Source organism: Flavobacterium sp. GQ95, from assembly GCF_059758655.1.
Map to the genome: position 1 here is coordinate 237,824 of NZ_JCAXEB010000009.1, position 22,641 is coordinate 260,464.

The 22,641-nt window shown below is 32.5% G+C and carries 20 protein-coding genes; 8 read left to right on the forward strand and 12 right to left on the reverse strand.

Translation table 11 applies throughout. The features are described 5' to 3' along the window. Positions 1 to 38: 38 nt before the first annotated feature. Positions 39 to 2,372, reverse strand: coding sequence for a GH92 family glycosyl hydrolase (locus AC6CH4_RS18035; RefSeq protein WP_498105394.1), 2,334 nt, complete (start codon positions 2,370 to 2,372; stop codon positions 39 to 41). A gap of 176 nt (positions 2,373 to 2,548) precedes the next feature. On the opposite strand from AC6CH4_RS18035, the gene AC6CH4_RS18040 reads away from it, so the two are divergent. After that, complete coding sequence (locus AC6CH4_RS18040; protein ID WP_498105396.1) at positions 2,549 to 3,172, forward strand: M949_RS01915 family surface polysaccharide biosynthesis protein; 624 nt, start codon at positions 2,549 to 2,551, stop codon at positions 3,170 to 3,172. Between the two features lie 131 nt (positions 3,173 to 3,303). On the opposite strand, the gene AC6CH4_RS18045 is transcribed toward AC6CH4_RS18040, so the two are convergent. From AC6CH4_RS18045 to AC6CH4_RS18060, 4 genes are all read right to left on the reverse strand, one after another. Then, the gene (locus AC6CH4_RS18045; RefSeq protein WP_498105398.1) at positions 3,304 to 3,912 is read right to left on the reverse strand and encodes a GNAT family N-acetyltransferase; all 609 of its coding nucleotides are present in this window, start codon (positions 3,910 to 3,912) and stop codon (positions 3,304 to 3,306) included. Positions 3,913 to 3,995: 83 nt separating this feature from the next. Next, complete coding sequence (locus AC6CH4_RS18050) at positions 3,996 to 4,352, reverse strand: hypothetical protein (protein ID WP_498105400.1); 357 nt, start codon at positions 4,350 to 4,352, stop codon at positions 3,996 to 3,998. Positions 4,353 to 4,530: 178 nt separating this feature from the next. After that, positions 4,531 to 5,709, reverse strand: coding sequence for an AIR synthase related protein (locus tag AC6CH4_RS18055; protein WP_498105402.1), 1,179 nt, complete (start codon positions 5,707 to 5,709; stop codon positions 4,531 to 4,533). Between the two features lie 220 nt (positions 5,710 to 5,929). Continuing rightward, positions 5,930 to 8,119 (reverse strand): glutamine synthetase III family protein, encoded by a 2,190-nt coding sequence (locus tag AC6CH4_RS18060; RefSeq protein WP_498105404.1) that lies wholly within the window; start codon positions 8,117 to 8,119, stop codon positions 5,930 to 5,932. A 428-nt stretch (positions 8,120 to 8,547) separates the two neighbouring features. Here AC6CH4_RS18060 and AC6CH4_RS18065 point away from each other — a divergent pair, with 428 nt between their 5' ends. The 3 genes from AC6CH4_RS18065 to AC6CH4_RS18075 all read left to right on the forward strand — a co-directional run bounded on the left by AC6CH4_RS18065 (position 8,548) and on the right by AC6CH4_RS18075 (position 11,975). Then, positions 8,548 to 9,561: a glutamine synthetase beta-grasp domain-containing protein gene (locus AC6CH4_RS18065; protein ID WP_026981957.1), complete on the forward strand. Its 1,014-nt coding sequence runs from the start codon at positions 8,548 to 8,550 to the stop codon at positions 9,559 to 9,561. 291 nt (positions 9,562 to 9,852) lie between these two features. Next, a complete protein-coding gene (locus AC6CH4_RS18070) occupies positions 9,853 to 10,818 on the forward strand; it encodes a TerC family protein (RefSeq protein WP_498105406.1) in 966 nt (321 codons plus the stop codon). A 176-nt stretch (positions 10,819 to 10,994) separates the two neighbouring features. Then, positions 10,995 to 11,975 carry a hypothetical protein gene (locus tag AC6CH4_RS18075; protein WP_498105408.1) on the forward strand — a complete coding sequence of 327 codons (981 nt, stop codon included), beginning with the start codon at positions 10,995 to 10,997 and terminating at the stop codon, positions 11,973 to 11,975. Between the two features lie 61 nt (positions 11,976 to 12,036). Here AC6CH4_RS18075 and AC6CH4_RS18080 read toward each other — a convergent pair whose 3' ends face one another. The 3 genes from AC6CH4_RS18080 to AC6CH4_RS18090 form a co-directional block, all read right to left on the reverse strand. Further along, positions 12,037 to 12,561, reverse strand: a complete 525-nt coding sequence (locus AC6CH4_RS18080) for a hypothetical protein (protein ID WP_498105410.1) — start codon at positions 12,559 to 12,561, stop codon at positions 12,037 to 12,039. Between the two features lie 86 nt (positions 12,562 to 12,647). Then, entirely contained in the window at positions 12,648 to 13,517 is an 870-nt protein-coding gene (locus AC6CH4_RS18085; protein ID WP_498105412.1) for an alpha/beta hydrolase, read from the reverse strand. 366 nt (positions 13,518 to 13,883) lie between these two features. Continuing rightward, on the reverse strand, positions 13,884 to 14,756 hold the full coding sequence (locus tag AC6CH4_RS18090) for an AraC family transcriptional regulator (protein ID WP_498105414.1): 873 nt from the start codon (positions 14,754 to 14,756) through the stop codon (positions 13,884 to 13,886). Between the two features lie 450 nt (positions 14,757 to 15,206). Between AC6CH4_RS18090 and AC6CH4_RS18095 the strand changes: the two genes are divergently transcribed. The 4 genes from AC6CH4_RS18095 (at position 15,207) to AC6CH4_RS18110 (ending at position 18,174) form a co-directional block, all read left to right on the forward strand. Continuing rightward, positions 15,207 to 15,614 (forward strand): T9SS type A sorting domain-containing protein, encoded by a 408-nt coding sequence (locus AC6CH4_RS18095; protein WP_192185374.1) that lies wholly within the window; start codon positions 15,207 to 15,209, stop codon positions 15,612 to 15,614. Between the two features lie 518 nt (positions 15,615 to 16,132). Next, on the forward strand, positions 16,133 to 16,537 hold the full coding sequence (locus AC6CH4_RS18100; RefSeq protein ID WP_498105416.1) for a T9SS type A sorting domain-containing protein: 405 nt from the start codon (positions 16,133 to 16,135) through the stop codon (positions 16,535 to 16,537). Between the two features lie 462 nt (positions 16,538 to 16,999). After that, a complete protein-coding gene (locus AC6CH4_RS18105; protein WP_498105418.1) occupies positions 17,000 to 17,407 on the forward strand; it encodes a T9SS type A sorting domain-containing protein in 408 nt (135 codons plus the stop codon). A gap of 380 nt (positions 17,408 to 17,787) precedes the next feature. Beyond that, the gene (locus AC6CH4_RS18110; protein ID WP_498105420.1) at positions 17,788 to 18,174 is read left to right on the forward strand and encodes a secretion protein; all 387 of its coding nucleotides are present in this window, start codon (positions 17,788 to 17,790) and stop codon (positions 18,172 to 18,174) included. A gap of 66 nt (positions 18,175 to 18,240) precedes the next feature. Here AC6CH4_RS18110 and AC6CH4_RS18115 read toward each other — a convergent pair whose 3' ends face one another. The 4 genes from AC6CH4_RS18115 to AC6CH4_RS18130 all read right to left on the reverse strand — a co-directional run bounded on the left by AC6CH4_RS18115 (position 18,241) and on the right by AC6CH4_RS18130 (position 22,593). Continuing rightward, complete coding sequence (locus AC6CH4_RS18115; protein ID WP_498105422.1) at positions 18,241 to 18,690, reverse strand: type ISP restriction/modification enzyme; 450 nt, start codon at positions 18,688 to 18,690, stop codon at positions 18,241 to 18,243. A gap of 66 nt (positions 18,691 to 18,756) precedes the next feature. Beyond that, positions 18,757 to 19,956, reverse strand: coding sequence for a hypothetical protein (locus AC6CH4_RS18120; protein WP_498105424.1), 1,200 nt, complete (start codon positions 19,954 to 19,956; stop codon positions 18,757 to 18,759). Positions 19,957 to 20,749: 793 nt separating this feature from the next. Then, positions 20,750 to 21,346: a hypothetical protein gene (locus AC6CH4_RS18125; protein WP_498105426.1), complete on the reverse strand. Its 597-nt coding sequence runs from the start codon at positions 21,344 to 21,346 to the stop codon at positions 20,750 to 20,752. A gap of 8 nt (positions 21,347 to 21,354) precedes the next feature. Then, complete coding sequence (locus AC6CH4_RS18130; RefSeq protein ID WP_498105428.1) at positions 21,355 to 22,593, reverse strand: hypothetical protein; 1,239 nt, start codon at positions 22,591 to 22,593, stop codon at positions 21,355 to 21,357. Positions 22,594 to 22,641 lie beyond the last annotated feature (48 nt).

Sequence of the window (22,641 nt, forward strand, 5' to 3'; positions counted from 1 at the left end):
TAGGCCCTTCGATTCCGCTCAGGATGACAATCTGTAAACTAATTAAGATAATTCTTCTTATTCGGTTTACTGCTCATATAAAATGTTATTTTTCCTCCATTCATAACATCTGCATGTTTTAAGAAAGGTTTCGAAAGTTCCTTTCCGTTTAAAAGCACTTTACTCACAAACACATTTTTATCGGATTGGTTTACAGTCTCCACTTCGAATTTCTTTCCGTTTTCTAAATTGAAAACAGCATTTTTAACCAACGGACTTCCCAATGCATATTCATCAGAACCCGGTGCTACCGGATAAAATCCTAAACTGCTAAAAATATACCAGGCACTCATTTGTCCAAAATCATCATTTCCGCCTAAACCATCGGCACCATTTCGGTACATTTTTTTCAGGATCATCCTGATTTTGTCCTGTGCTTTCCAAGGTGAATTTGTCCAATTGTACAAATAAACTACATGGTGTGAAGGTTCGTTTCCGTGGACATAATTCCCTATGATTCCTTCTCTGGTAATATCTTCTGTGTTTTCAAAATATTTGTCTGGCAAATGCATGTTGAACAACGAATCTAATCGAACATTAAATTTATCATTTCCTCCCATCATTTTAATCATTTCCGCTGGATCCTGAGGCACGTACAAACTGTAATTCCATGAATTTCCTTCGATAAAACCCTGCCCGTGTGTATCTAATGGATCAAATTCTTTTTTGAAAGTTCCGTCATTTAATTTAGGACGCATGAAACCTGTTTTGGCATCGTAAACATTTTTATAATTTTTAGATCTTTCGATGAACTCTGTATAAATTTCGGTTTTACCTAATTTCTTGGCTGCCTGAGCAATCGCCCAGTCATCATATGCATATTCTAAAGTTTTTGAAACCGAAGAACCATTTTTATCTTCCGGAACATAACCCATCTTCATATAATATTCCAATCCGTCATAATAAGAAACTTTTGCTGTGTTTACACAAGCCTGAAGCGCCTTTTCAGGATCGAAACTGGTATTACCTTTTACAATAGCATCTGCCACTACAGAAACAGAATGATACCCAATCATGCACCAGTTTTCATTAGCATAATGCGACCAGATCGGTAACATTTTATGCACACTTTGATCTGAATGTGCGAGCATAGAACTTACCATGTCTGCGTTTCTCGTTGGCTGTACAATATTGAAGAATGGATGCAAAGCCCTATAAGTATCCCAAACCGAATAACTAGTGTAATTTTTAAAGTTTTCGGCTTTATGAACGTTCATATCCAAACCTTTATAATTTCCATCAAGATCCATATATTCTGTCGGACCTAAAAAGGCGTGATACATTGCGGTATAAAAATTTACATAATCTTCTTTTTGAATAGCATCAATCTGAATTTTATTCAACTCGTTATTCCACACTTCCTGGCTTTGTTTTTTTACCTTTTCAAAATCCCAGCCTGGAACTTCTTTTTTCATATTTTCTAAAGCTCCGGCAGAACTCACAGGAGACAAAGCCATTTTTATCTTGATTTTCTCTCCTTCTTCAGTATTAAAATCAAAAAATAATTTTAAGTTTTGACCTGCCATTTCAGGGAAATTTTTGGTTTGATCAAATCTCCCCCAAAAACCTCTGTACACACTTTTTTCCTGTGCAGCCTGTCCGTAACTCTTAATTGGTTTACTAAAAGACATGGCAAAATAAACCGTTCTCGTTCTCGCCCAGCCATTTGTCTGACGGTATCCGGTAATTAAAGTATCGTTCTCAACGCGAACAAATGTCCAAACATTCTTTTTATCGTAATTATAAATTCCGGAAGTTAAATCCAAAATGATATGCGCTTCATCTGACTTTGGAAAAGTGTATTGATGCATTCCGACACGCGTTGTAGCTGTAAGTTCTGCCTTAATCTTATGATCTTCTAAAAGGACACTGTAATAGGCAGGTTCCGCTTTCTCTGTAGAATGCGAAAATACTGAACGATATCCCGAATGCGGTTTTGAAGCTACTCCCGGATTCAATTGCAATTTACCGGTTGTCGGCATGATTAAAAAATCACCTAAATCAGAGTGCCCGGTTCCGCTAAAATGGGTGTGACTGAAGCCTACGATTGTCTTGTCTTCGTATTGATATCCTGCACAATATTTATAGACCTCACCATTATATTTTCCATTTAAACCGTAGGCAATCGTATCCGTTTCCGGGCTTAATTGCACACTTCCAAATGGTACAGTAGCACCAGGATAAGTGTGCCCCATTTTGGCAGTACCAATCATTGGATCGACATACTGAGTCAAATTTCGTTTTTCGGTTGTTTTTTTCTGTGCATTGGTGGCATATCCAAGCATTAAAAATGATAGTCCAAAAAGAAAACTTTTGCAATTTATTTTATTCATGGGGTGTTTTTTTAATCATTATTTTTTTGGTAAAACAATATCAGGTATTTACTAAAACGTTTTATCAATATTTTTAGGTTAGAAAAATACAATAAAATATGCTTTTTAAAAAATATAAATTTCCCTTAGCTAAAAAGGTTTTAGATATCTTTGATTGACTAAAATGCTATGCAATTATGAAAAATTATATTTTCATTCTGGTTCTTTTTTCTACGACATTTATCTATGCTCAAAAAATAGAAAGTTACAGACTGACAAAAGAACAAATTACAGAACGTGAATTAGATGGCACAACAGATTTTCCAATCTATAAAGCGTTTGAATATTGGGATAAAGGCGGTGCTTATGAATTGCTTTTATGCGAAAATCAAAAAATAATTAGTAAAAAAGATACTTTAAACACAAAAATTCAAGCCATTTGTACCATCAATGATCATGGAGGTTTTCTTGAAAAGTGGCGAATAAATGATCTGTTAGAAACTGCAGAACCGAAAGAAACCAATATTTGGTTCTGGACAAAATATTGCAGTACTAAAGATCTTGATTCGGACGGTTATATTGATCCTATACTAGTTTATGGAACCCGAAATGAAGACGACGAAATAAAACGCGTTAAAATTATTACGATTTACAAAAACAAAAAATATGTGATTCGCGCTGTCGAATGCGATTTAGATTATTGCAGAAGTTTTAAAAAAGATGCCAACTGGAATTTATTACCACAGAAAATAAAAACCAATGTAGATAAATTAGTTGAAAAAATAAGACAGGATCAGGGGTTATTATTGAAAGATGGGTAAAGGATTCAAAATCAAAATCAATGACAAAACCCAATTTTAAATACTTTCTTTACGGCAATGTTTTATTCTTTACTCGCGTAAACTGGACTGAAGTCCATCTCTACAATATTGGTCGAGCCTATGGCTCTTTTTTATAGCTTGCGCTTTAGATTTTCCTTAACCTCATCAAACCATTCGTCTTTAAGAATACTTAAAACTATAGAATCGCGACGAACTTCGCTATTTGTGGTTGGCATGTGGCTCCTTAAAACACCTTCGACTTTACAGCCAATGCTTTTCATTGCTGCAATACTTCTTTCGTTGCTGTTGTCTGCGCGAAATTCTACTCTTTCTAATCCAAGAGTTTCAAAAGCAAATTGAAGTAATAAGAACTTACAATGCTTGTTAAGGCCAGTACCTCTAAAAGCAGAACCGTACCACGTATAGCCTAATTGTACTGTTTTATATGGAAGCTGAATATCATAAAAACGTGTTGAACCTCCGTATTTTTGAGACTTTTTATCGAAAACGATGAACGGGAATTCTCTTTTTTCTTCTCTTGCTTTTATAGCTGATTGAATATAATTGATCAGGTTTTCTTTTCCGCCTGCTCCTACTAAAGAATACTTCCAGGTTTCTGGTTCATTGATAGAAATTTCTAATAAATTATCGACATCTGATTCCTGCAAAGGGCGCAATAAAACCAAATCGTCTTCTAAAATAATATTGTCTGAGAAACTGAAATTATATTCTTGATTCATGTTTTTATATTCTTTTGAAGTTTTGTGACTTTGTAGAATATATCACAAAGCTACACCGATGTTTCACAGAGGTCCGCAAAGATTTACTCACTCATTTCGTCGTAACGTTCAGGCACTTGCGGATCGTATAATGGACATTTGAATTCTTCCATCAGGTCAACTAATTTATTCATAGTTTTCCCCTCGGTACCGTAGCAGTCAATTTTGATGCTTTGTGGTGTTGAAATAACCTGAAATGCACCTTTTCCGTTGGTATTTTGCCAACTGTTTTCATCTACTTTTTCCCATTCTGAGAATACCGAAGCGATTCGGTTTAGGATTACTTCAACCGGAAGAATCTCTAGTCCGTCAACTTGTTCTTTTTCAAGAAGTGCTTCGTAAACTTCATGATGATTTAAATAAATCTCATCTAAATATCTCCAAAAAAGTAGTTCGTACATAGCTTGTGTTTTATAAACCATATAAGTCATATAAGAAATATAATCTACATTCCTTAATTATAAAATGGTGTCAAGCTCATCGAAGTAAAAGGATTAGATTACCTGGACTTCACTCAGCCTGATATTTATTTCATTGCGTTTAAAATGAACTTATATTACTTATATGGTAAAATATTTTTTAATATTCGAATGTTCCGTATTCGCTCGTAATTGTCAATTTCTTAGCATCCGCAGCTTCTACTCTACCAACGATTTGTGCATCGACATTGAATGATTTTGAAATCGCGATAATATCCTGAGCAATATTTTGAGGAACATATATTTCCATACGGTGACCGCAGTTGAAAACCTGATACATTTCTTTCCAGTCTGTTTTTGATTGTTCCTGAATTAACTTAAACAATGGTGGAACCGGGAATAAATTATCTTTTATAATATGTAAATTTTGAACAAAATGAAGAATTTTAGTTTGCGCTCCTCCACTGCAATGTACCATTCCGTGAATTTCGTTTGGAGTATAGGTATCTAAAATTTTCTTGATAATTGGCGCATAAGTTCTTGTTGGAGAAAGTACTAACTGACCCGCGTTTATTGGGCTGTTCTCTACTTTATCCGTTAGATTCACCTGACCAGAATAAATTAATTCTTCAGGAACAAGGGCATCATAGCTTTCAGGGTATTTTTTAGCCAGATATTTTCCGAAAACATCGTGACGTGCAGATGTTAATCCGTTGCTTCCCATTCCTCCATTATAACTTTTCTCGTACGTTGCCTGACCAAAAGAAGCCAAACCAACAATTACGTCTCCTGCTTTAATATTGGCATTATCCACAACATCACTACGCTTCATACGTGCCGTTACGGTAGAATCTACGATAATAGTACGAACCACATCCCCAACATCGGCAGTTTCTCCGCCTGTTGAATGAATGGTTACACCAAAAGATTTTAATTCGTTGATTAATTCTTCTGTTCCGTTGATGATTGCCGAAATAACTTCTGCCGGAATTAAGTTTTTATTTCTTCCGATAGTAGAAGAAAGCAGGATATTATCTGTTGCTCCAACACATAATAAATCATCAATATTCATGATCAAAGCATCCTGGGCAATTCCTTTCCAAACTGAAATATCACCGGTTTCTTTCCAATACATATATGCCAAAGACGATTTTGTACCGGCTCCATCAGCGTGCATAATTAAGCAATGCTCCTCGTCCTGCGTTAAATAATCAGGAACAATTTTACAGAATGCCTGAGGAAATAAACCTTTATCAATATTTTTTATGGCGTTGTGTACGTCTTCTTTTGATGCCGAAACACCTCTTTGTGCGTACCTTTTGCTAGAATCTGAACTCATGAATAGTAGTTTGTGTTGATGTGGTGCAAAGATAATCCCTTTTTTTAATTCTTTTATTGATTCGTATATTGATTGTAAAAAAGTTTGCCACTAATTACACTAATTTTTACTATTTTTTTTCTTAAAAAGCAAAAATCATCCTTATCGGATGATTTTTGCATGTTTTAAATACTTTTCGCAAATAGTAAAAAACAAATTCGTGTAATTAGTCGCTTAAAAACTATTTAGTAAACAATAATTCTCTATATTTAGTAAGTGTCCAGCTTTCGTCGTCTACTAATAATTCTAATTTATCACAGTGATTACGAATATCTTCAAAATAAGGTTTTACGTTATTGCAATACGCTTCAGCCATTTTTTGGGCATCCGTCAATTGATTCGCTTTTTTCCTTTCATTGGTCATTGCCAATACTTTAGAATTTATCCCTTCAATATGACCTGAAATTTCTTTGATCAAAACGATTTGTTCTCTTGCAATAGTTTCAAACTCTTTTCCGAAAATTTCTTTTAAGCCTTTTACGTTCTCAATTAAAGTATTTTGATAACGAATAGCTGTCGGAATAACATGATTTCTGGAGATATCACCTAAAACTCTTCCTTCGATCTGGATTTTTTTAGTGTATTCTTCCAATTCAATTTCGTAGCGAGCTTCCGCTTCAACGTGATTTAAGATTCCTAGTTCATCAAATAAGTCAAGTGCTTGTTTAGAAACCTTAGCTTTAATAGCTTCTGGAGTAGTTTTAAAATTACTTAAACCTCTTTTAGCAGCTTCTTTTTCCCAGGCATCGCTGTAACCGTCACCTTCAAAAAGTATTTTTTTAGATTGTTTGATGTATTCTCTCAAAACATTAAAGATGGCATCATCTTTTTTCATGTCTTTCGAATCGATCAAATTATCAACCTCTATTTTAAAATCTTTCAATTGTTTAGCTACAATTGCATTCAGCGTTGTCATCGCGTTTGAACAGTTTGCGTTTGAACCCACCGCTCTGAATTCAAATTTATTTCCTGTAAAGGCAAAAGGTGATGTTCTGTTTCTGTCTGTATTGTCTAAAAGTACGTCTGGAATTTTACCTACCACATTCAGTTTTAAATCAGTTTTTTCTTCCGGAGATAGTTTACCGGTTGTTACACTTTCTAATTCAGACAAAACTTTTGTTAATTGTGCTCCAATAAAAACAGAGATAATAGCTGGCGGTGCTTCATTTGCTCCTAATCTATGGTCGTTACTTGCTGTTGCGATAGAAGCTCTTAATAAAGTTTCATAATCGTTAACCGCTTTAATCGTATTGATAAAGAAAGTCAAAAACTGCAAGTTACTCATTGGTGTCTTACTCGGACTCAATAAGTTAACTCCTGTATCTGTTGCCAGTGACCAGTTATTGTGTTTTCCTGAACCGTTTACACCTTTAAAAGGCTTTTCGTGGAATAAAACTTTAAAATCGTGACGTTCTGCTACTCTTTGCATCACATCCATTAATAAGGAGTTATGGTCGACAGCGAGATTTGTTTCTTCGAAAATTGGTGCCAGCTCAAACTGATTTGGTGCCACCTCGTTATGACGTGTTTTTACCGGAATTCCCAATAACATACATTCCTGCTCTAAATCTCTCATATAAGTTAATGCACGAGTTGGAATAGAACCAAAATAATGATCATCAAGTTGTTGCCCTTTTGCAGATGTATGCCCTAATAAGGTTCTTCCTGTCATCATTAAATCAGGACGGGAATTAGCTAATGATTTATCAATCAGGAAATATTCCTGCTCCCAGCCTAAAGTTGCTGTTACTTTTTTGACATTTTTATCAAAATAACGACATACTTCAGTTGCAGCTTCATCCATAGCAGATAATGCTCTTAATAACGGAATTTTATTATCTAAAGCTTCACCTGTATAGGCGATAAAAACAGTTGGTATACATAAAGTTGTACCATAAATAAACGCCGGAGATGTAGGATCCCAGGCAGTATAACCTCTGGCTTCAAATGTATTTCTGATTCCGCCATTCGGGAAACTTGAAGCATCAGGCTCTTGTTGCACCAATTGTGCTCCGCCAAATTTTTCTACCGGATCACTTCCGTCATAAGATGTTTCAAAAAAAGCATCATGCTTTTCTGCGGTAGTTCCGGTAAGTGGCTGAAACCAGTGTGTATAATGCGTAACGCCTTTGGCCAATGCCCATTCTTTCATTCCCATGGCGATATAGTCTGCCAGTTTTCTGTCTATTTTAGTTCCGTGCTGAATCGCATCCCTAACTCCTTTTAAAGCATCAGAAGTTAAATATTGCTTCATTGCTTTTTCATTAAACACATTTGAACCAAAAATGTTAGACTTTCTATCAATTTCTTCAAAATGTACTGGCTTTCTTGTAGAAGCTTCTTTCAAAGCTTGGAAACGTAATGTTGACATGTATGTAAGTTTAAAGATTCGTAATAAATTTCACTAAAAAAAGAGGAACAAATATAAACAATAAAACAGCCTTGTTAAAAGATAAATTCTGAAAATTTATGTAGTAATATTTCAACAGAAGGTTACTTTTTCCAAGAATAATTAATTCAATTTAAAGAAATGTAACAAAATACATCGGTATTATTCATTAAATAAACATTTTTTCATAATTTCTTAACCCATAAATTCAAAAATAGTTCGTAATTATTACGAATTTATTTTTTTATAGTGTTAAAAATTGCTTTTTTAAAAATATACCCCCATCTAAATTGCGCTTCTCTAAAAAATTATACTCCATAAAACAAAATAGCCCCCTAATTTTTAGGACTAAAAAAATAAATCTATATTTGACCCAGCGAAAAAAAACAAAAAAATAAATTTATATTATTATGGCTAAAATTAAGTTAGAGTACATTTGGTTAGATGGATATGAACCAACTCAAAATCTTAGAAGTAAAACTAAAGTTGAAGAACACGAAAATTTCAAAGGTACGTTAGAAGAACTTGGAAATTGGTCATTTGATGGTTCATCAACAAAACAAGCCGAAGGTGGATCATCTGATTGTTTGTTAGTTCCTGTTGCAATTTACCCGGATCCGACACGTATCAATGGATATTTAGTAATGACTGAAGTTATGTATGCTGATGGTACACCACACTCTTCTAACGGTAGAGCTACTATTGATGACGATGGTGATTTCTGGTTTGGTTTCGAACAAGAATATTTCATCATGGACACTAAAACTTTATTGCCATTAGGTTTCCCTGTTGGAGGTTATCCTGCTCCACAAGGTATGTACTACTGTTCTGTTGGTGGAAAAAACACTCACGGAAGAAAATTAGTAGAAGAACATGCTGACTTATGTATCGCTGCCGGAATTAACTTTGAAGGTATTAACCAAGAGGTTGCTTGCGGACAATGGGAATTCCAATTATTCGCTAAAGGTGCTAAAAAAGCCGGAGACGAAATTTGGGTTGCTCGTTACTTATTAGATCGTTTGACTGAAAAATATGGTTACTATATTGAATATCACCCAAAACCACTAGGAGATACAGACTGGAATGGTTCAGGTATGCATGCTAACTTCTCTAACGAGGTGTTAAGAACATGTGGGGACCAAGCAACTTACGAAAGAATTTGTGAGGCTTTCCGTCCTGTTACTGCTGAGCACATCGCTGTTTACGGAGCTTACAACGACCAACGTTTAACTGGTAAACACGAAACTGCATCTATCCACGATTTCTCTTATGGAGTTTCAGACAGAGGATGTTCTATCAGAATTCCTTTAATGACTGTTCAAAAAGGATGGAAAGGTTGGTTAGAAGACAGAAGACCAGCTTCAAACGGAGACCCATACAAAATTGCTGCAAGAATTATCAAAACTGTTAAATCAGCACTATAATTCAAAGCTTATATTATATTTAAAAGTGCCATCTCAATTGATGGCACTTTTTTTTTGTACCTAACTGTGCGAAACCTTTGTTAAAGTTTAAAACTTTGACAAAGGTCGATACGCGCAATTAAACCCGACAGGTTTTTAAAACCTGTCGGGTTTACGAAACGTTAAACAGAGCGTTTACCGACTTGGCTCAATCTTATAAACTATATTTAATTTGAAGGTAATTTTCTAATAATTTAATTTTTAAGTTAAACTTCAAAACTTATCTTTGTAAATCATTTAAAAAATATCGTAATGGTTTGGATTTTCTTTTTATTAGCCGTCATAATTATTCTTGCTTTAGATTTGGGAGTTTTTAATAAAACACCTCATATTATTAGCACAAAAGAAGCAAGCAAATGGACATTGATTTGGGTGACACTGTCATTTGCCTTTTCAGGAGTTATTTACTGGCTTTATACTACAGATTATATTGCCAATCCAGATGGTCTTAAACCTGCTGTCGCTTCCATGAAGTTTATTACGGGTTATTTAATAGAACTTTCTTTAAGTGTTGACAATATATTTGTGATTGCCATTATTTTTGCGTCATTTAAGATTCCGCAAAAATACCAGCATCGTGTTTTATTCTGGGGAATTTTAGGAGCAATCGTTTTCCGCGGATTGATGATTTTCTTCGGGGTTATGTTAATCAATAAATTTACCTGGACTACCTATTTATTTGGTTTGTTCTTACTCTTTACCGCTGTAAAAATGCTATTTTCTGGTGAAGATGAAGATTTCCAGCCAAAAGATTCTTTTGTTTATAAAACACTTGGAAAAATTATTCCGATTACCTCTCACATGGAGCATGAGAAATTTTTCGTTTTAACTGAAAAAGGGAAAAAAGCCGCTACTCCTTTATTCGTAGCGCTGATTGTAATTGAAGTTATGGATGTGCTTTTTGCTGTGGACAGTGTTCCTGCTATCCTTGCTATTACTTCTGATCCGTTTTTGGTATTCAGTTCTAATATTTTTGCGATCCTTGGATTGCGTTCTATGTACTTTTTCCTGGCCAATATGCTGGCAAAATTCAGCTATTTAGAATACAGCTTAGTTGCTATTTTAGCTTTTGTTGGATTAAAAATGCTTCTTCATGATTTTATCCACGTACCGGAATGGGCTTCTTTAGGATTTATTGCACTTTCACTTTTAGTGGGAATTATGGTTTCTCTTAAATTTGGTAAAGAAAAAGAACTTACAGATTTAGATCTGGATTAATTTTCTGATACATATATAAAAAAGGAGATCAAAATGATCTCCTTTTTTTATTGAACATAAATTTGTCATTTTTTAATATATGTAATATTTATCTTATAATTTGACTTTTAAAAATAAGATTATTCGTTATTTATAAATATATTTATCTCATTATAAATCTTTTAAAACTTTTTATTATGAAAAAAATTTCTTTTTACTTGTTCTTAACCTTTCTTATTGCTAGTTGTGACAATAAAGAGGAGGTATCTTCAAAAAGTCAATCACTTAATAAACCGACACAAACCTACATTATTAATGGAGATATTAAATATACCTCCGAGATTACTGATGGCTCAAAACCAAAAAAGCCAATATTTATATATGACATTCCTGAAGAAATAAAAAACGACCCACTTCAAAAGATAGCCTCCAAAACTTCAGAACAATCTGTTACAATTAATTTTAATTATGGCATTGCTGACAAAACAAACAGCGGCTGTACAATTGATAAATATAATCAATCTTCAGGAACATATACCACAACAGATGCCGGAGTTTATGGCTACAATCCTGCACCACAGGAAAATGGATATTTAGTGAGAGGATACGGTATACCGCATCATAACTTTTATCACAATTCATTAGTTTTAATGACACATAATCGAGGGAAACAATCAATTTCCAGAGGACAACTTATTAACACTAATGATAGTAAAGGATCTTCAATATCTATTGAATTCCCATTCAAAGCAAATGTAACATATGAAATATCATTAGTAACTGATTTCCACGACTTTCGTTTCACAATTGATAAAATACCTAGCGACGGTTTTCCAACAGTATCAGTTCAATTGAAAGATTCTCCAATTATTGTTGATGGTCAAGATGCTTGTAATGATAGTAGCATTGCTCGAATTGTAGAACTCGACCCAAATAATCTTAAATCATACACTCTTGAAAATAATATTAAAGATCGAAAGATTTTAAATTTTAAATTTTCACCAACAGTAACTAAAGAAGCGCTATTAATTGCAATAAATCCTGCACGTAGTGAAGAAGTTGGTGTTGACGCAAAAATACCTACAAATTCATACACAATGGCATTAAGATCGGTAACCATTACCGAAAAACCATTTGATGCCTCTATAATTGTTCCTATTCCTCCAGGGCGTCGCTAATATAGATAATAAAAAAAGGAGATCAAATTGATCTCCTTTTTTTATTATATTATTCAAATTATTAATTTAATCTTTTAACATTGCTATCATCAATATTGTATTTTTTGATAACCTCATTATAGTCTGAATAATCAGCTTTATTTACAGTTTTAGAATTTGGACCACCAGTATTAACTCCATCATCTCCAGGTACAATAACAACTCTAAAAATTTTTGCTGTTGTAAAACTAGATGGTAACTGAGTTAAAGGAAAACTAGCATCGATCAAAATAGAAAATTGATCATATGAGAATTCATAATTATACTGAGCGGTGCCACCTGAAAAATAATAGATTTGTGGTAGTAATGCCCATGTATCTATTCCGTTATTAGTATTTACTAATTCATAAATTAATAAATTATCTCCTGAATATATTTTTGGACTTAAAGGGAAAGTTTTTCCAAAATTATTACCAGAGTTAAAATCCATTTGGACTTCAAAAACTTCAGCAATCAATCCATCCTGTCCCGGAGGCCCTTCCGGTCCCTCACAACTTGAAAACGCAACTAATCCAACAATTGCGAAAAGTGTCAATATCTTTTTCATATTTATTTTTTTAAGGTTTATACATAAAGGTATTTCAAAAATTAAACCAAAAAAAGTTTTTTAACCCTTCTTTCTAAAAAAAAATACTATTTTTTCGCAACCTGCTGATTTTTAAGCAGTATTTTGTTAAAAAACAACACATGATATGGAAGCGAGTTCTCCCAATAATCCCAAGTGTGAGCACCAGGTCGTTCTGTATAATCATGTTCTACCTTATTATAAACCAATCTTCGGTGCAATTCTCGATTTGGTTCTATTAAAAAATCATCAACACCACAATCTATAATTAGAGGCAATTTGTTTTCTTTGATTTTATCCAGCATATTCATAACGGCATATTTTGCATACATTTCAGAGCTATCGCTTTTGTCTCCAAAAACAGGCTGCATCAATTTCACCACCTGAGCAGATGATTCGCGATTCAGCATTGTACTCATATCTACTGCTCCACTCATACTTCCGGCGGCACAAAACAGATCCGGATGTTTTGTAGACAAATAAAGCGCTCCGTGTCCACCCATCGAAAGTCCGGTGATTACTCTTCCGTTTCTGTTACTAATCGTTCTGTATGTTTTATCTACTTTCTGAATAACTTCCTGAGTAATAAAAGTCTCAAACTGGCTTTCTTTGTTTACAGGACTATCCAGATAAAAACTAAAAGTTTCACCTTCAGGCATCACAATAATCATATTGTACTGATCAGACAATCCCTGAACTAATTTTTTATTCGGTGTATTTTTCAGCCAATCTCCAAAATGCCCGTAAGCACCATGCAATAAATACATCACTGGGAATGCCGATTTGCTTTTAGCATAAGAATTTGGCAATACAACTGCAGCTTTGTAGGTTTTACTCATTGCTGTACTGGCAATTTGCAAAGTATCTACTTTTGCCGCATAGCTCATAGAGGTAATGCACAAAAAAGCTGCAAATACTAAAATTTTAAAGTTTTTCATATTGATATTTTTTTGATTAGGGATTGTAAATATAGTTTTTTCAGAATAAATCATATGAAAAATCCGACCCTTTGTTGTGATAAAAAGTTTGCCACGGCGATAGCGAACTGACGAAGCAATTACACAAATTTCCACGAATTGATTTTATTATGTTTTGCGATAAAAAGGCTACCACAAATTTTCACAAATTATTTTTTAGTAGGATTGTGCCAAATCCTTTGCCACAATAATACTTAAGTAAGTTCAAATTTCAACTACAAACTATAAAGAAAATAATTTGTGAAAATTTGTGTAATTCGTGGCAAAAAAATAACCATTCGTTGCAACGAATGGTTATCATTATAATTATGTTATTTTATTTATGTCTTAGCGAATTATAATCTTGTGTTCGTGACGATATTGCGATGCACTTACACCAGTATATTGCTTAAAGGATTTACTGAAATGACTGAAGTTATTAAAACCACTTTCATAGCAAACCTCATTTATGCTAATTGGTTTCTCTGCTAAAAGTTTTGAGGCATGAACCAAACGATATTCGTTGACAAACTCGGTAAAAGTTTTATTAGAAATTTTCTTGAAATATCGGCAAAAGGATGGTGTTGTCATGCTAACCAGATTCGAAACCTCATCTAAGGCAATTGATTCTTGAAAATGATCTTTTACAAAATTAAAAATCATCTTCATTCGATCATTATCCTGAGTGTTCAATTCGAGTGAGAAACCATCTGCATTAAGAATCGTGTATTCTTCTGATGCTTCAAGTTCATCTAAAATGCTCAAAAGGGTCAGCAGACGCTCAAACGGAAGTTGGTTTTCCATCTTTTCGATTTTATCGCCAATTTGCTTTTTAGTTTTCCCTCCAAAAGCAATTCCTCCTTTAGACTGAGTCAGGACATTTTGAACCCTTCTCATCTCCGGAGCTACAAAAAAGTCGCTGCCTAAAAACTCAGGTTTAATATGAATAACCGTTTCGTTTATATTTCCTGTTAGCTCATTTGTAAAACCACAATGAGGCAAATTTGCTCCTATCAGCATCAAACTACCATTTGTATAATAAGAAACATGGCTTCCTATCTGTCTTTTCCCTGCCCCGCCATTAATATAAACCAACTCAATCTCAGGATGATAATGCCATAAATGAGCTTTGCTATTGGACTTTTCGGCGTGTTTAGTGTAGGTAAAAGAACTTCCGTATGAGTTTGATATCACTTCAAGAGCTGGGGCAATAGTCTTCATGATAAAATCTTTAAATAATAATAGCAAATTTAACAAAAACACCTAAAATAATTTAAATTTTAACCTATAACGGTTTCGTAACTGAGAATTCATCACGGTTTTTTATTTCTGAATAAAGTAAAAAACAGGCGCATTTAGCCATTTTTTTCAATACCCTTATTTTTATCCATGATTTTTTTTATATATCGTATTTAATCACGTGTTTTTATATGTATAAAGCATTTTTGTAAGAATATTAGAAAATTTTAAAAATGTTAAAAATAGAAAAATGTTTGAAAAATAATTCCATAATTAACCAAAACACCTATAATAATTTAAATTTTAACCTATAACGGTTTCGTAAATGAGAATATAGCATATAAATCGGCAAATAGAGTTGTGAAAAAAAATCTACAACTGAAGTAATTTAGCATCAGAAAAAGGAACTAATAATTTAAAGCAATAATGATTATGAAAAAGATTTTAAAATTAAGTTTAGTATGTGCAGTACTTTTTACAGGAATGAGTACTTATGCAATTGATGGTAACGAAGATTTCAACCTTCATGTATTAAAAGGAAACGGAAAAGTGGTAACATTCGCTCTTAACCAGGTTAAAAAAGCAAGTGTAACTATTTATGATATGGATGGTACAGTATTATATCATGAAAATGCTTCAGGTAAAGACGGAATATTAAGAACTTTTCGTTTTGAAGAATTCCCGGAAGGAACTTATATCTTAGAAGTTGAAGACGGTGTTAAACAAGTAAAACATGAAATTACAATAACAGCAGATTCATCTGTATTGTCATCAAAAGCAATTTCATCAGTTTATAAAGCAGATTCTTCTGCAAAAAATACAAGCGTAGCAGTACGCTAAAAAAGTTTATACTCTTATAAAGTATAAAAATGAGGTTAGATAGTTAGTAAAGTTTAAAAACTGTATAGTTTTAGAAACAGCTCTTTGTGGTTATTGAGCTGTTTTTTTTTGCTCTTAACTTAATAATTTAACCGCAAAGCGCGCAAAGGTCTTTATTCCAGATGACTTATTGCAAACACAAAGTTCGCAAAGCTTTATCAACACAAAGCTTTGCGAACTTTGTGTTTATAAAAAACCTAGTGCAAAAAAACCTTTGCGCACTTTGCTGTTAAACTTTTTTCACAAACCTGTTTTTGTAAGAAATACAGATAAATTTACATTCTCTTAATTCAAACAAAATATTGAAAAATAATATACGAATTAACCAAAACGGTAAATATAATTCAAATTTTAACCTATAACGGTTTCGTAAATGAGAATATAGCATATAAATTGGAAAATAGAGTTGTGCTTAAAAACGTAGATCTGAAGTAATTTTACATCAGAGAATTAGAACTAATAATTTAAAAAATAATACCATGAAAAACATTTTAAAATTGAGTTTAGTATGTGCAGTGCTTTTCACAGGAATGAGTACTTATGCAATTGACGGGAATGAAGATTTTAATCTTCATGTATTAAAAGGAAATGGAAAAATAGTAACTTTTGCCCTTAACCAGGTTAAGAAAGCGAGTTTAACTATTTATGAAAAAGATGGTTCAGTAATTTATTCTGAAAACGCTTCTGGTAAAGAAGGAATTTTAAGAACTTTTAGTTTCGAAGAATTTCCGGAAGGAACTTACATCTTAGAAGTAGAAGACAGCGTGAAAAAAGTTAGACATGAAATTACAATAACAGCAGATTCTTCTGTATTGTCATCAAAAGCAATTTCATCAGTTTATAAAGCAGACTCTGCAAAAAATACAGGCGTAGCAGTACGCTAAAAAAGTTTATACTCTCATAAAGTATAAAAATGAGGTTAGATAGTTAGTAAAGTAAAAACGTGATTGTTTATAAACAGCTCTTTGTGGTTATTGAGCTGTTTTTTTTGTGCCTTATTTAACCGCAAGGAACGCTAAGAGTTACGCAAAGCTCGCAAAGTTTAATAATTAAAGCTTTGCGAACCTTGCGTTTTATTTCATTGCGCACTTTGCGGTTAAGATTTTTTTCATCAGCATATTTTGTAAGAAATACGGACAAATTTACATTTTCTCAATTCGAACGAAACATTAAAAAATAATAATAGAATTAACAAAAACGATAAAAATAATTTAAATTTTAACCTATAACGGTTTCGTAAATGAGAATATAGCATCTAAATTAGAAAATAGAGTTGTGGCAAAAATCATATAACTGAAGTAATTTAGCATCAGAGAATTAGAACTATTAATTTAAAAACTAATGCCATGAAAAAGATTTTAAAATTGAGTTTAGTATGTGCAGTACTTTTCACCGGAATGAGTACTTATGCAATCGACGGGAATGAAGATTTTAATCTTCATGTTTTAAAAACAAATGGAAAGCGTATCACATTTGCCCTTAATCAGGTAAAAAAAGCAAGCTTGGCTATTTATGACAAAGATGGTAATCTAATTTATTCTGAATATGCTTCAGGTAAAGATGGAATTTTGAGAACTTTTAGCTTAGAGGAATTTCCGGAAGGAACTTACTACTTAGAAGTTGAAGATAATGTAAAAAAAGTAAAACATGAAATTACTATTACTGATGAAACTACTGTTTTATCAAGAAAAGCAGTTTCATCAGTTTACAAAGCTGGTTTCTACAATAAAAATACAAGCGTAGCAACCCGTTAAAAAGTTTATGCTCTCAAAAGTATAAAATGAAGTTAGATAGTTAGTAAAATCAAAACGTGATTTTTTAAAAACAGCTCTTTGTGGTTATAGAGCTGTTTTTTTATGCCTTAATTTTAGCAAAATTTTGAATCATCTATCATTTTTGAAAAACTATTCTTAATAATTTTAAATGTCTGGTTTTTAAACTTTTAAAAATAAAGCAAAAAAAACATCCAATCTTTAAGTTTTTACGTACATACTTTAAGAAAAACATTGAAAGATCTTTAATTCAGCAACTTATCCATTTGAAAACGGTATTTTTTTGCACAAAATTAATTTTTTTCGTTAGTTTTACCGTTCCACTACTTAGTATTAAATAATTTAAAACAATTTAAAAAAACATGAAAAAAATTTCCCAAATCGGCTTAGTTGTAGCCTTATTTCTAACAACTATTTTTACCTACGCAATTGATGGAAAAGGAGATTATATTTTGAATATAATTACCGGAAACGGAAAAGTAGTTAGCTTTACTTTAAACACCGTTGAAAAATCAGTTTTTTCTATTTATGATGAAAGCCATAATTTGGTTTATAAAGGAGACTCTGCTGAAGACAAATTAGAAATTTCTAAAACAATAAGTTTAGAAGGTTTTCCTACCGGAACTTATGTATTAGAAGTACAGGAAAACGGCAAACTTGCCAAACATGACATTAAAGTTGTAGCTAAAAAAGTTAAAAAAGCTGCATTAGACGCATCTGTAAACGAAAGTCCTGCATTTCGTCGTTAATCACTCTTTTTGCCAAAAAAAGTAAAAGCAGCTCGAACCAGGAGCTGCTTTTTTTGTTTATAGATTTTATTTGTTTCGCCAATCACTTCCAGACTGCACCAATTCCCAAAAAAGAGCAGCATCTGAAGGAAATGGAATTTTTATAAAATCTTTATCTTTAATAGACCGATGGTAAACTTTGGAATGCAAAATAGCACAACTATAATCTAATACATCCATCAAAGTAAAACTTTGTTTGAATTCAGGGCGTAAATCCTGGCTATTGGCGAAGCAAACGTTTCCTTCCCCTTCTTTTTGATTTATGAATAGTAGCCCCAAAGTACTTACAATTTTATTTATAATTTCATGATTTTCTTCTTTTGGATATTCTTCAAAAAGATGAAGAAGATTAAAATACTTTTCATTACTATTTAAGATATTCGATTCAATACTACTTTTCAAATCATAATCTTCTTCCATTTCCTTTGAAATGTAGAAGTCTTTTATTCTTTCAAAGTATTGAGAAATAGTTACCACCTTTATAATATTTGAAATTTATAATTTTAAAAATATATGTTGTTAAGTAATTGATATTGTTTTTCTTTAATTTGCTTCAGTAATAATTTTATACAATTCTTCACAAAAAGTAAACTTGTCATTTTGATTTCTTTTATTTTCCTGCCCAGTTTCATAAACCGAAACCTGAAACCAATTTAATACCCTAATTGCCATATTCTGCATTAAAGGATTTTTGTCATCAAACTTCATAGCATTCAAATCCTTAATTTCAGATTTCCAAAACTTAAAATTAGTATTGCTCTTAGTCGATTTTAATTCCTGGTCAAAACGAAGCCAAAGTTTATCTAAAATTTCATTTTCCAAAACCTTTATTTTCTCCATTTGTGCTATTTCATCTTTATATTCTCTGGATTTTTTGATTTCGGCAATCTTAGCTCTTAGAAAATTGTCTTCATTTGTATTAAAAAAAGTAATTCCTTTTTCATAAATATTCAATGAAAGGACCATTTCTTTATTCGCCTTTAAACTATCGGCTATTCGTAAATTGGCATCAAAAATTCTTTTAACAATTGTATCGTTCCTTGGTCTTATTTTTTTTTTGTAGGCCTGAATTTCTAACCATTCAAAAGCGCGAAGCATTTCAGATTGTTTAGGCCAGGCATGTTTTTCATGAGAAATAAAAAGCGTGTTTACAATCTTTGCTTTATCCAGTCCTTCTTTATTTTCTATCATTTCCTGATAATTCATATCCTTATCTCCAACCATACCTACATAGGAGAAATTATTAGACGGAGGTATAAACTTATCCATACCATTAAAAGAAGCGCCACAAGCTACAACCCCTTGAAAAGCGTCCGTGGATATCCCGAAAAAACTAGCTAATCTTGCACCACCCGAAAAACCTGCTATGTAAAGTTGTGAAGTATCAATAGTATAGGTTTGTAATACCTCATCAAATAATCTACTCGCAATAGCGACATTATACTGGGTTGATCCATTTCTTGAAGTATTAGAGCATACCAAAATATAATGATACGTTTCTGCAGCCAGAATAAAGGGCGCAATCCCCTTTTTACCTCTCGCGGCTGGTTCAAAAATAAAGACCACTGCCAATGGGGTTTTACCATCGTATTTTTTAGGCAAATATATGGCATAGGATTCCGTTGGAGTAGTTGTAATTTTCAGCGAATCGATAATAACTCCTGTTTGTAATAATTGCTTTTCCTGAGTATAACCAAAAACCGTAACAAAAAGAAACAGAATATAATAGATGGTATTTTTCATAATACTAAAATATAAAAAAACCTCTCATTGCTGAGAGATTTAGATATAATTAAAACTATATATTTATTCTGTACTAAACTAAACTTTGTGTGCACGAGCGAGACGCTCGCGCCAGTGGCGGAGTAATTTTTTAGGTTTAGCATTATTAATATGCTATTATTTACTTAATTTTTGATAGAGTTTATATAAAGATACATTCCCATTATAAAAACAATAAGCAGAAAGATTTGCCATAGAAATAAGCCAATCTCAAACTGGTCAATTAATTTATCCATAATCACATTAATTATTATTTTCGCTCCCGCCAGCCGTGATACTTTCATTGTTAATAAAGAATTCATTATAAATTTTTCTGCTGTTTTAAATCTTAAAACAGGTACTTCTACGTGACCGCAATCATTTATGTTTTTTCCAATAAAAAACCCCGAAAATGATTTCGAGGTTTAGTAACATCAGAAAAACTTTTAAAATTTCCTAATTGCTTTATCCAGTTTATAAATAAGGTACAATACTGTTGCAAAAATGACAAAAATAAATATTTGCCATAGGAATATTCCAATTTCAAACTGGGCAATTATTTTAATATCCATACTTTCAATTATTTTTATTCCTCACTCTCAGTTTTAGAAAATTTACCAAATAAAATACACTCCCAATTATTAAAAAAAGTAAAGCAAAATAAAAATAACTTATTAAATAAAAAGTATCATAAAAACACATTATATAATAATATCTATCAAAACAGAGATAGGCAAGAAAAAAGGTACATATTATTAAAAATAAAATATAATATTTAGTGATTGTGTTCATTTATATTATCGTTGTTAAAAAATGCATTAAAGATAGTAAAATACCCCAAATAGACATCTCCGAAACTTCTATCAATAATTAGTTTGTTCATTAGTGATGACGGAAATTTTTTATATAAAAGTTTCTCTTCGACGATCTTTTCAATATCAAGAATTAATTCATCTATTTTTCTCATGTCAACTTTTTCTCTCTCCAATTTCACAATTAGTGATTTAGGAAAAAAAGGAGAAGGTGTATGCCATCCTTTTCTAATCACATAGTAAGGTATTAAGACACTAAGATGTAAAGAAATAGAATACACTTCGCCTTCTTCAATAACATTTAAAAAAAATGTAAAACATCTATCCTGATTGAAATCTAATCTTGAAAAATCTTGAAAATCCTTCAAAACTAAATCATCTTTAAATTCTTTTAAAATTATAGATCTTTTTTTCCGATTCTCATCGGACTCAAAAAAATCTAATGTCGACTGCAATCTTTTATATTCGAAAGATTGTAAATATTGTTCTTTTTGATCCCAAGGACATATGTTCTTAGGATAATACAAATAAACTAAATTTAGTAAAACATCTTCTATCATATATATGTTTAATTACAGAACCCTGTGCCTTGTGCATTTGTTATATAATTTGTTGCGGCTTGAGTGGAAGTAGAATTAAAATTTACTATACCCCCATTAGTATATTCTTTATAGTCTTGCTTTAATTGCTTCTGAAAAAACAAGCTAATTGTTAATTCAGATGCATTTGTTTTCCCATATAACGCAACTGTTTTTCGCATGCTCTCTTGAAGAATTTCCGCAGAAATTTCTGCCGCAACACCTGCTGTTACATCTCCATTACCCTTGTTGAAGTTAACTGCTATCCCAAAAGACACTGCCTGAGGATAGCTAATATAATGATTAAATTCTACTCCTGCTTCGGTAATTAAAACAACCTTGAATTGAATGTTTTTTACTAAGGCTTCCTGCCAATTTGCTCCTGCCTTAGTTTTAAAAACAAAACTTTTGCAACTTGGAGGAGGAGAAACTGCCGCAGTATCTGATCCACTTCCTCCACTACTCGCCCCACCACCGTTTGGCGAGGTATAACCTCCCGTTGTTGAGCCACCAACTACAGGAGAGCGAGGTCCATAATATTCTACCGGACTCCCTTTACTTGGAGCAATTACAGGAACTTCTCTTAGTACTGTTCCAGGAAGATTTGGTGTTGAATTATCACTACCACCTTTACCACCACATCCACCATCGCCAAAATCAGTGTAAACACAAGGAGCTTCAATTGGAGCTTTATTTGTTGAATTTCTCTTAGTATAATCTATAACTTCTACAACACCAGTTTCTATAACCTGATTGTTCTCAAATCTGGCTGCTCTGACAAAACCAGTCTTTAAATCCCAAACACTAATAAAACCAGTAAACTCACCGCCATCTATAGATTGACTGCTTAGCGGAACATACTTATTAGTAGCTATTTCATAAACTAATGCCTTGTAATCTTCCTTGCCTGTCTTGTAAATATATAATCTTTGCTCCCAAAATTCCCTGTTATCTTTTTTGGATTCAACTATAGGTACAATTGTCGTTTCCGTGCCATCTTCTGAATTTATGATTTTCGCTTCATCCCAGTTATACTGTAAATTATCTAACAAAAAATAATTCTCTCCATCAGATTCATATTTGCTAAACCACTTTTGAGTTTCTTTTAATTTAGCATTTGAATTCCCACCTTGTTTTTCCAGGTTGTCATCGCTGGCACAATTAGCAGACAGCATAAGAATGCACAAGAAAAGTGCAATTCTCTTTAAAAATTTAATTTTTTGATTCATAATTTTTAGGCTTTAGATTAATTAAAACCAAATTATGACACTAAAAAT